Here is a 10638-nt window from a genome sequence, read left to right on the forward strand (position 1 = left end):
GACTGCGGGCAGCCGCTCAACGTGGGCTCGGACGAGATGGTCACCATTAACCAGCTGGTGCGCGCGGTCGCGGAAATCGCCGGCAAGCGCATCGAGTGCCGCCACATCGCCGGGCCCCTCGGGGTGCGCGGGCGCAACTCGGACAACCGCCTGATCAAGCAGAAGCTGGGTTGGCGCCCCTCGGCCCCGCTGCGCAGCGGGCTGGAGCGCACGTACGAATGGATCGAGCGCCAGGTGCGCGGCGCGCCCGGCGCAGGCGCGGTCGCGCGCGGCCCGGGCGCCGCGGCCGCGCAGACCGTCCCCGCGCAGTCGCACGAACCGGACCACGTGGGCGCGGAACGACGCGGGGCTGCGGTGGCGTGAAGAGAAGGACGTTCGTGCGGAGCGGCGCGGCCGCGGTGGCCGCCGCTGCACTGGCAGACCGCGGCTCGCGGGCGCCCGCTGCCGCCGACGGTGCCCACGACGTCAGCCTGGCCTGCGCGGAATACACGTTCGAACACGACTTCACACAGGCTTCGGCTCCGCTGCTGAAGGCGCACGGCGGGCCATTCAATCCCTACTACACCTATTTCGGCGGCCCGCCGCAACCCGACGGACCGAATGGCTACCGTTGGTGGAACGACGAATTGCAGGTCTATTCGACCGCCGCCTACACGCCTGCCCCGTTCGATCCCTTCCGCGTTTCCGGCGGCGTGTTGTCGATCACGGGCAAGCCCACACCGCCGCAATTCGCGGATGCGCCCAAGCCCTACGTCTCGGGCTGCCTGGAAACCTCCAAAGGGTATTGGGGCGACGCCGACGCGGTTCGCGCGGCGCGCCGCGGCCATGAGCAAAAATACGGCTACTGGGAGATCCGTTGCCGCATTCCCAGGGCCAAGGGCGTCTGGGCGGGGTTCTGGCTCAACGGCGGCGTCACGCCGGCCGGCGGTCCCAGGGGCTACGGCGAGATCGATGTCTTCGAAGCGGTGGGCCAGCCTCGCACGCTGCACCAGACGGCGCACGACTGGTGGGCGCCCGCTCACCTCAACGAGAGCTACGCGTGGACGTCGCCATTCGATTACGCCGCTGGATTCCATACCTACGGACTGCTGTGGACGCCCGACAGCATCGCCTGGTACGTGGATGGCGTGCCTACGCGGCGCGCTTCGTCCGCCCTCGCCGCCCGGTATCGCGAGCTGTGCGGACCGCTGCACATGGCCGTCAATCTCGGGATCGGCGGCTCGTGGCCAGGCGCGCCGGACGCATCCACCCGATTCCCGCTCGTGATGGAGGTCGCGTTCCTGCGGGCCCGGGCGCTGTGCCCGCGGGCCTCGCCCAGTTGATGGGGGCCCGCTACCCGAGTTCGAGCGGCGTCGATTGCGCCGCGAAGTGCTCGATCGCCCGGAGGAACTCGCGCTGGAATCTGTCGATGCCGAACAGCGCCGCGCGCTCTGCCAGATGACGGCGCAGCCGAGTCTGCCGGACCGGGTCTTGCAGCACGCGGTCGATGGCCCGAACCGCATCGTCGATGCCGGACCAGCAAAGCTCCGGCGCCCCCACGATTTCAGCCGGACCGCCGAGCGCAGGCACGAACGGGATGCAACCGGCCTTCACCAGTTCGGCGACGCCGATGCCGAACGCCTCGCCCGGTCGGGCGTGGATGGCGTACCGGTGGCGCATCAGCGTCCATTCCTTCTCGACCCCGACTTGGCGGCCCTCGGCGATCACCCAAGTGGACCGCGCGCCAACGAGGGTTCCGATCTTGTCGCCATAGGGCGTGCCGGCCGCGAGGTCGCCGACGATGTGCAGGCGGACGGCGTGGCCCATGCCGCGGAGTCGCCCGATGATCTCGATCGCCTGCTCGATCCGTTTCTCCGCACCGACCCGGCCGAGGATCACGAAGCCGTCGTCGCGGCCGGCGTCCGGCAGCGGCTCGCTCCTGAACACCACCGGTGGGTAGACGACGCGCTGGTTGCAAAAGCCGCAGCGCTCGCGCGCGAGGTCGGCCACCCAGCGCGAGTTCGCGACAAAGAGGTCCCGGCCGGCGAGCAGGTTCCGGCCGGAGGGGGCCGCGAGCAGTCCGGCGAGGCCCAGGTAGGCGGCTCGCAGCGGCCCCTTGCGGTGGATGCGCCAGGAGCCGTCGGCGGGCGGCGCGTCGAACTCGTCCCGCAGCCCCTGGTGCCAGGAGAAGTCCTGCACCAGGTGGACCGCAGGCTGGCCGAAGTCGCAGGGGTTGTAGCCGCTGATGAGCACGTCGAATTCGCCGGCGACGCTGCGGCAGAACCGCTGGAACAGGCTGTCGCGGACCGCCGCGGCGCGAAGGAGCGGCGTCAGGGCCGGGACGTATCCCGGGCGACGCACGTGGAAATCGCCATTGCGCAACGAAGTCCCGCACCAGGCGTTGAGCTCGGTGAGCTCGACGTCGCCCAAGGTCAGGAGGGTCACCTCATAGCCGGCCTTCACGAGGGCATCGATCCCCCACATGACGTAGACCTCCGAGCCGCCCCAGCCGAGCCGCGCGTGGGCGATCGCGACTTTGCGCAATCCGGGCGCCGATGGGCCGACCACGCTCGGCCCGGACGTCGTCGTCACACGCGGGGGGGCGGCGCGAACGGACATCACCTTGGAAGAGCCGGCGAGCCCATCGGCCCGCGCGCCGTGCCGAAGGTCATGAGCAGTCGACGCTCGCGCGCCCGGCCGGCGCCAGGAAATAGTGCCCGTGGCGCCGCCGTGCGATCCCCAGCGCTGCCAGCGCGAGGCGCTTGGGAAGGCGGTCCGGCCAGACCTCGCCCAGATAAAAATCGCGGGTGGCAAGCGCGCTGTCCCTGAACAGCCGGTCCCATCCACGCTGTGAATGGAAGCAGACGCCCACCCCGGCCGTGTTGAACCACCGGCGTGCCAACCTGACCAGTCCCGGATGCTGGTTGGCCGTGATCCCGAAAATCACGCGCGACGGCAGGTCGCTGTCCAGGAAGCCGTCCACCATGTTCTCGGCGACCACGATGACGCCTCCGGGAGCCAGCATCGACGCGGCCATCGACAGGGCGCCGCGCACGTTCGCCAAGCTGGCGCGGTAGCTGGGGCCGACGAAGTGATGCAGCACCCAGTTGATCGTGACGACGTCGAAGGTCTGTCCGGCCAGCAGGGTCGGCAACTGGTGCGCCGAGCCGTGCACGGTCACTTTCCGCGGATGAGCCGCATTCCTCGACAGCAGCAGTTCGGAGATGTCCACGTTGGTGCCCCGCGCCGACGGAAATGCGTCCAGCAGGCGGTCGAGGAAGCGGCCGTTGCCGCCGCCGATGTCCAGCAGCGTGCCTGGACCATCCGGGAACAGCGATCGCAGCGTGGCGATCTTCTGGTCCAGTTCGGTGCCGAGGTGGTAGTCCTCATCGAACGTCGCGTTCTGCTCCTCGTCCAGGAACGACAGCTCCATGGCCGCAGGCGCGTGATCTTCGCGCGACGCGGACCCGGCGGAATGCGCGTTGGTGTTCATGGAGCCGTGCATGTGCTCACCGGCTGGCCGGCCAACAGGGGCCTCGCGGTGGCCTTGGCCACCGCGAGGCCCGTGAGCGTGCTGCGACGACCATTCTGGCGGTGGCGCGCGGCATGTGCACGGGAGCAATGTCCCGTCTTTTGGCCGCGCCAGCGCCGGGCGCTGCGCCCCGGCCCTATGCCCCGCTCAGGCTGGCGCCGATCGTGACAAAGCTCCCATGTACGCAGCGCGGCTCTTTGGCTTCAATGATTTCTGACACACAGCGCATTCCCGGGCGAGCGCCGAGGCCGGCCCCGATGGGCCATCCGATGACTCCCGAGGCGCTGGCCACGCGTGCGTTCAAACAGGGAGCAGATGACTAAACGCCGGTCGACGTCCAGCACCTCAGGCGTACGGACATGGTCCTCGCCGCGCGACCCGCTGCCGGCCGCAGCGCGGGCGAACGGCCGGACCGGCGGCGCGGATGGGCGCGCCGGGCGCCCCAGCCGCGGCGCACTTCCTGTTCCCTCAGGCGGCGCGCACCCGTACGTACTCGATGTCCATCAGCGCCGGGAAGGGCGTGGTGGCGTCCGGCGAGCCCGGCCAGGAACCCCCGACGCCCAGCGTGATGCACAGGTACAGCGGTCCGCACAGGTCGCGGTAGCGAGCCACGGTCGCCGCGCTCGCCCGCCGGGTCTCGATGCCGTCGACGTACCAGACGATCTCGTTGGCGGTCCACAGCAGGCCATAGGTGTGGAAGTCGTCAGCGTAGTTCCAGGCCGGCGCATAGGCATAGCTGTCGTTGATGTCCGGGGCGCCCCACCAGTCGTGCACGGTCTGGTGGATACGACCGTCACCGATCGTCTCGAAGATGTCCAACTCGCCGCCCTTGCCGTTGGTCGCGGGGATGTGGCCGCCGGCCAGCCAGAAGCCGGTCCACAGGCCCTTGCCGCGCGGGATGCGGATCCGGGCTTCCCAATAGCCGTACTTCTGCTCGAAGCCGCCACGCGCAGCCCGCACCGCGTCGCTGTCCCACCAGCCGCCGTTGGACGTCTCCAGCGTGCCCGAGACGTAGGGCTTGGGCGAGTTCACGAACTCCGCGGGCGTCGGCTTGCCGGCGATCGTCAGGATGCCGTTGCTGACCGTGAAGGGGTTGTACGGCGCCGGCGTGTACTGATTCGTGGTGTAGACCTGCAGCTCGTCGTTCCACCAGCGGTAGCCGTTCGGCCCGTCGGGCTGCGCGGGGCCGCCGAAATACGTGAAATACGGATTGAACGGCCCGCCGTCCGCGCGCAGCAGCGGACGGGACGCGTCGTTGAATTCCTGCTGGAAGGTGTAGATCTCGGGCGTCGTCGTGGTGGGCGCCGTCGGGGTGGGGGTGGTCGTGGCGGGCGGCCTGACCACCTTCTTTCTCTCCAACGGAGCCGTCGTGGCTGTCGCCCCCGCCGTGGCGGCAGCCGGATCACCTGCGACGGCCTCGTCGCCACCACCGCCGCCGCAGCCTACCAACGTCCCCGCGAACGCAGCCGAACTCCCCTGAATGAACAGTCGTCTCTGCAATGCAATTCTCCTCTGGTGGCGGGCCGCCCGCACTCGGCGGGGCCGCCGGGTTGCCGACATCCCGTGGCCCGGTCCCCGGTTCGGGGCCCAAGCTCATCACTGGCCGTCACTGTAGAGCGCCCTCGGCGAGAACTGAGCAGTAACGTAACCAAATCCGGCGGTGGTGTTGCAGTTAACAAGCCATGCCGGCGGTCGCGCGAGCGCTGCGGTGCGAAAGGGCCGGAGCGATGGCAGGCCAGTGCCATCGCGGCACTGGGGGCGTGGCTCAGCAATTGTTACGTCTGCTCACGCGCGGGCCGCCACGGCGCGCCGGCCGATCGCGATGCACGCGCCTGAAGCGGTCGCGCCCGCACCGCCCGCGGTGCAGCCCTCTTCGTGCGCCAGCATCGGCGACGCCCTGGCGCGGTGGGCTGAAGTGCGCAGCGGCGGGCCAGCACTGGTGACGATCGGCGCCCCCCCGATCTCGTACGGGCGCTTGCGCGGGGCCCTCGGCTCGCTGTCCATCCAGCTGGCCTCGGCCGGTCTCGGACGCCAGCATCGCATTGGGCTGCTGGTGCCGGCCGGTCGTTCGGGCGGCGTGCTCACGCTGGCCGTGGCATGCCATTGCACCCTGGTCCCGCTGAACCCCGCCCTTACCGTCGCCGAGGTCCTGGAAATGGCGCGTGCGGCGCATCTGGACGGGCTCATCGTCGGCCGGGGTGTGGGGGCGACGGCGCTCCTGGACGCGCTGCCGGCCCTCGTGGTGCTGGTGGCGCGCTGGCAGGACGATCTGCCATCTCTGGAGGTGCTCGCCGGGCAACGACCCAGCGCCGGGCCGGTGCAGCCGGCGATGCCCGCGGATGTGGCCGTCATCCTGCGCTCCTCCGGTACCACCGGCGTCCCCAAACTGATCCCGGTCACCCACGGCAACCTGCTGGCGATGGCCGAGCGCGTGGGCGCACCGCACTGGTTCGACCTCGGGCCCGATGACCGGTCCGCCTGCACGCTGCCGCTGCACTACGCGGCCGGCATCAAGACGACGCTGATCGTGCCCCTGTTGCTCGGCGCCAGCGTCGCGTTTCCGCCGGTCGGCCGGGCATTGCACCTGCATGAATGGTTCGGGGCGCTGCAGCCGACCTTCCTGTCTTGCTCGCCGGCAACGCTGCAAGGCATGGTCGAGAACCTGCGCGCGCGCGCCGAGCCGTTCGAGCCAGGTGCCCTGCGGTTTCTGATGTGCGGGGCGGGCTATCTGCCCGAACCGGTGCGAATCGCTGGCGAGCGTCTGCTCGGCCGCCCGGTGCTGGAGTTCTACGGATTGAGCGAAGCTGGCGTGATGGCGGCCAACCCGGTGCCGCCCGGCCACGGCAAGCCGGGCACGGTTGGCCGGCCCTGGCCGGGCGAACTGCGTATCGTGGACCCGGCGGGCGCCGACGCGGCTGCGGGGCAGGTCGGCCGGGTGCTGGTCAGCGGCCCGACGGTCATGCCCGGCTACCTGGACGACGGCGGCGCGATCCAGCCGCTGGCGCAAGGCTGGCTCGACACGGGCGACCTTGGCCGACTCGATGCCGGCGGGTTTCTGACGATTGCCGGCCGGACCAAGGAAATCATCAATCGCGGCGGCGAAAAGGTGTTTCCGTACGAGGTCGAGAAGGCCTTGCTCGAGCACCCCGCGGTGCTGGAGGCCGCGGTCTTCGGCGTGCCGCACCCCCGCCTGGGCGAAAACGTCAGGGCGGCCGTCGTGGCGCGCCCGGGCGCAGCCCTCACGGGCGAGGCCCTCCGCCGGTTCCTGCGAGCGCAGCTGGCGGGTTTCAAGGTGCCTGCGCGGATCGAGCTGGTGCAGCAGCTGCCGCGCGGCAGCACCGGGAAGGTGCTGCGCGGCGAGCTGGCCGGGCGCTTCGCAGGCGCCGGCAAGCAACCCCGCACGCCTCCCGCCGAACTGCTCGAATACGAACTGCTCGCGATCTGGCAACGGCTGCTGCGCACCGAGGCGATCGGGATCGAGGACGACTTCGTGGACCGCGGCGGGGATTCCCTCGCGGCCGAAGAGATGCTGCTGGAGGTCGAGGCGCTCTGCGGGACGCCCTACCCGGACTCGGAACTGTCGCCGCTCACGATCCGGCACATGGCCCAGGTGATCATCGCCGGCTGCGCGACCAAATCCGAGATCCTCACGACGGCCAGGACCGGCACCGGCCCGCCGCTTTTTTTCTGCCACGGCGACTACGGCAGCCGGGGCCTGTATGCGCACCGGCTCGCAGCCGGACTGCCCACCGGGTCCGCGGTGCACCTGCTGCACTGCGGCGCGCAACGCCTGGAGCGGTGCGGCATCGAGGGCATCGCCGCCGGCTATGTCGATGCGGTGATGCAACTCGCCGGCGCGGGCCCGGTCGTGGTCGGCGGCTATTGCAACGGCGGCCTGGCCGCGTGGGCGCTGGCCCGGCAGTTGCGCGACCGCGGCGTGGCGGTGCTGGAAGTGTTGCTGGTGGAAACGCCCTCGCTGAACGCCCGGGGCCCGTTGCGCTGGTGCGCCGCAGCGATGCGGGCGCTAAGTGGCGGAACGCCGCTGACGACCAGGTCCGCATTGGCGCAGGAGGCGATGCGCACGGTCTGGCGGATCGTGCGCAAGTCCAGCCGGGTGCTGGCTCGGTGGCGCGCGCCTCGCGGCGAGCGGGCCGGTGGGCGCGGAGCCGCGCCGCGGGTGCCGTTACCGGCGCTGGAGCGCATCGAGCGGCTCTGGCTGCGCCGCATGGCCAGCTTCGTGCCGCACGCCCTGGACGTTCCCGTGACCTGCTTCGTCGCCGAGCGCGGAGAGCCGTTCGACACGCGTCCGCAGCGCTGGGCGCGGCTGGCGCCGCAGGTGCGCGCGGTGCTCACGCCCGGTTCCCACCACACCATCGTGATCGGGGAGCGGCCGGCGCTGGCCCGACCGATGGGCGACGCGCTCGAGCGGGCCGCCGCTGCGGCCAGTCCGGCAGCGCGCGGGCGGCTGCACGCCTGAAGCATCTCTTATGGCGCCGCAGGGGGACCCGCAGCGAAGCCGTTCAACATGTCGGCTGCGCACTGCCCGGGCCGTGTCTGGCTGCATGCCGCCCCGCTGGATGGAGGCATCGAGGCCGCCTCGTTGAAGGAGCGGGCACGCCAGCCGGGGCGCCGTCCGTCGGCCTGCAGAAAGCGGGGGTCCTCGCCCAGACGGTGGCGCTGGGCGAAATCGTGCAGGCTCAGGCGGTTCTGCACGCCCAGCTTGCCGTAGACCGAGGTGAGGTGGTTGCGCAGCGTGTGCTCGCTGATGCAGAGCTTCTCGGCCAGGACCTTTCCCGGCGTCGTCGAATTACATACCACGGCGACCAGGAGCTGGCGCTCGCGCGCGGTGAGGCTTTCGAGTTTCGATCGATCCCCCCCATCTGCCGTGGCACCGGCGGGAGCTCCTCCGTCGATCCAGATCATGGACACGCCGGCTGCGGGGCGGGCGCCGTCGCAGGCGCTGCGGATCGCACGCAGCAACAGCTCCGGGGAGCCGTCCTTGGGCAGGACCGCCACGACACCGGCGCCAGTCCAGTGCCCGATGTCGTGTTCCTCGCGCGTGGGTGCCAGCAGCAGGACCGGCCGGTTGAAGTTGGCGGCGCGCAGCACGTCCGGCTGGAGCACCTCGTCGAAGTCGAGCACCACCACGTCGGCCCGCACGCGCTGCCCGTCGCAGGCCGCCTGGCCCAGGTGCGGTGCGCTGCCGACCACCCGTATCCCGGCGCCGGCGGTGTCGACCATCCTCTCGAACCCCCAGCACAGCATCGGGGGCGCGACAACAAAGACATCGATTTGGCGTCGCATGAGGTTTCTCCCTCTGCTCGAGGTTGCTCCCTTTTTGTTGCCACATGCTAAGCACCTGCTGTGGGTTCAGATCTCGCTCTTTGCAAACCGTTGCGCGGCTTACCGTTGTGCCGCTCCCGCGCTGGTCCGCCGTGATGAGCACCAAGCCTGCCGGTCGCCCCGTGGCCCGTCTGCGGGTCGCGCCGCCGGCGCAGCGTGGCGCCGCGCGAACCGGGCCACGCTGGGGCGCTCGCGTGCTACCCTCGATCAGGAACACCGCTGCTCAGGAGACGTCCATGTCGCAGCCTTTCGATGCCGGCCGCCGCCGCTTCACGGCCGCAGCAGCCATCTCCTTCGCCGCCCCGCTGGCGCTGGCGCAAGCAACGATGCCGATCAGGCTCGTGGTGCCCTTCACCCCGGGCACCGGCATCGACTTCATCGCGCGCCAGGTCGCGCCGTACCTCGGCCAGCGCCTGGGCCGGCCGGTCGTCATCGAGAACAAGCCCGGCGCGTCCGGCAACATCGGTACGCTGGAAGCGATTCGCGCCGCGGCCGACGGCTCGACCTTGCTCGTGACGGCGAACACGATCGTGATGAACCGCGCGCTGTTCCCCAAGGCCGGATTCGATCCGCTCAAGGACCTCGATCCGGTCACGCTGGCCAGCTGGGGCCAGTTGCTGCTGGTGGCGAACGCGAAGACCGGCATCGACAGCGCACAGGCACTGATCGCACGCGCCAAGGCCAGACCCGGGATGCTCAATTACGGCTCACCGGGCGCCGGCACCCCGCACCACCTGGCCATGGAACTGATGAAGAACCAGACGCGGACCCATCTGACCCACGTGCCCTACCGCGGCACCGGACCGGCGGTGACCGACCTGCTGGGCGGCCAGATCGACGTGATGTTCCTGCCGATCCACGTCGCGCTGCAGCACGTCAAGACCGGCAGCCTCAAGGCGCTGGCGATCAGTTCGCAGACCCCACATCCGCTGCTGCCGGGCGTGCCGCCGCTGCACAGCCTGAAGATGGGCGACATCGAAGTCGAGATGTGGTACGGCATCCTGGCGCCGAAAGGCACGCCCAGGCCCGTCGTCGAACGCCTGAATGGGGAGCTGACAGGCATCCTGTCGCTGCCGGAAGTGAAGACCGCATTCGAGACGCAGGGCATGGTGCCTGCCCACAGCACGCCAGAGCAGTTCGGGGCGCTGATGACCGCGGACGCCGAGCGCTGGGCCGCGCTGATCAGCGCCCAGCACATCACGGCGCCCTGAACGCCACCGCCACCGCATCGGCATCGGCATCGGCGTCGGCATCGGCATCGGCATCGGCGCCAGCCTACAGCCCACCCGCGTCCTGGCGCGGACACTCCCGCCGAAAAGCAGAAAGCCCGCCGGCGATGCCAGGCGGGCTCGTTCGCGGCGGCTGCGCGCTACTGCTTCGGCTGCGGCTCGTCGGCCGGCCTGGGCACCAGGATCTGGGCCTTGAAGCGGTCCTTCAGCATCGTGTAGTAGGCCAAGTTCTCCGCCGTGCCCCAGGCCTGCGCATACTGCTGGCGCTCCTGCTGCGCCACCTGCGGCGGCGGCGTTTCGCGCGCCAGCACCTTGTTCACCTTCACGACCGCATAGCCGTCGCCCGCCAGGTCGACGCCGGTCCACCCCGGCAGCGCCGCGGGATCGGCGCGCAGCGCGGCCTCGACCACGGGCATGGGCTGCTTCTTCGCGTCGAGGCGGGAGACGACGATCGACGCCGGCAGGGCCGCACTCGCCGGTGCCGCCTTCCATGCCGCCAGCTTGGCCATGCCGTCCTGGCGCGCGAGTTCGGCGCTGCGCGCGGCGACCAGCCGC

General features: G+C 70.6%; 7 protein-coding genes and 2 pseudogenes. 4 read left to right on the forward strand and 5 right to left on the reverse strand.

Translation table 11 applies throughout. The features are described 5' to 3' along the window. A pseudogene (locus tag VNT59_RS00005) lies at positions 1–363 on the forward strand (hypothetical protein); the annotation flags it as partial. Next, on the forward strand, positions 360–1322 hold the full coding sequence (locus VNT59_RS00010) for a glycoside hydrolase family 16 protein (protein WP_325495375.1): 963 nt from the start codon (positions 360–362) through the stop codon (positions 1320–1322). The pseudogene VNT59_RS00005 and the gene VNT59_RS00010, both read left to right, overlap by 4 nt. 10 nt (positions 1323–1332) lie before the next feature. Here VNT59_RS00010 and VNT59_RS00015 read toward each other — a convergent pair whose 3' ends face one another. The 3 genes from VNT59_RS00015 to VNT59_RS00025 form a co-directional block, all read right to left on the reverse strand. Next, positions 1333–2571 carry a glycosyltransferase family 4 protein gene (locus VNT59_RS00015; protein ID WP_325495376.1) on the reverse strand — a complete coding sequence of 413 codons (1239 nt, stop codon included), beginning with the start codon at positions 2569–2571 and terminating at the stop codon, positions 1333–1335. A 76-nt stretch (positions 2572–2647) separates the two neighbouring features. After that, entirely contained in the window at positions 2648–3484 is an 837-nt protein-coding gene (locus VNT59_RS00020) for a class I SAM-dependent methyltransferase (protein ID WP_325495378.1), read from the reverse strand. A 495-nt stretch (positions 3485–3979) separates the two neighbouring features. Further along, entirely contained in the window at positions 3980–4870 is an 891-nt protein-coding gene (locus tag VNT59_RS00025; RefSeq protein WP_325495380.1) for a glycoside hydrolase family 16 protein, read from the reverse strand. 463 nt (positions 4871–5333) lie between these two features. Here VNT59_RS00025 and VNT59_RS00030 point away from each other — a divergent pair, with 463 nt between their 5' ends. Then, the gene (locus VNT59_RS00030; protein WP_325495386.1) at positions 5334–7988 is read left to right on the forward strand and encodes an AMP-binding protein; all 2655 of its coding nucleotides are present in this window, start codon (positions 5334–5336) and stop codon (positions 7986–7988) included. Between the two features lie 8 nt (positions 7989–7996). Here the strand turns inward: VNT59_RS00030 and VNT59_RS00035 are convergent, their stop codons facing one another. Beyond that, positions 7997–8815, reverse strand: a complete 819-nt coding sequence (locus VNT59_RS00035) for a LuxR C-terminal-related transcriptional regulator (RefSeq protein WP_325495382.1) — start codon at positions 8813–8815, stop codon at positions 7997–7999. 275 nt (positions 8816–9090) lie between these two features. Here VNT59_RS00035 and VNT59_RS00040 point away from each other — a divergent pair, with 275 nt between their 5' ends. Then, on the forward strand, positions 9091–10065 hold the full coding sequence (locus VNT59_RS00040) for a tripartite tricarboxylate transporter substrate binding protein (RefSeq protein WP_325495384.1): 975 nt from the start codon (positions 9091–9093) through the stop codon (positions 10063–10065). A 158-nt stretch (positions 10066–10223) separates the two neighbouring features. On the opposite strand, the pseudogene VNT59_RS00045 reads toward VNT59_RS00040, so the two are convergent. Beyond that, positions 10224–10638 (reverse strand): annotated as a pseudogene (locus VNT59_RS00045) (peptidyl-prolyl cis-trans isomerase); the annotation flags it as partial.

It is taken from the genome of Ramlibacter sp., from assembly GCF_035554825.1.
In the GTDB taxonomy this organism is placed as follows: Bacteria; Pseudomonadota; Gammaproteobacteria; order Burkholderiales; family Burkholderiaceae_C; genus Ramlibacter.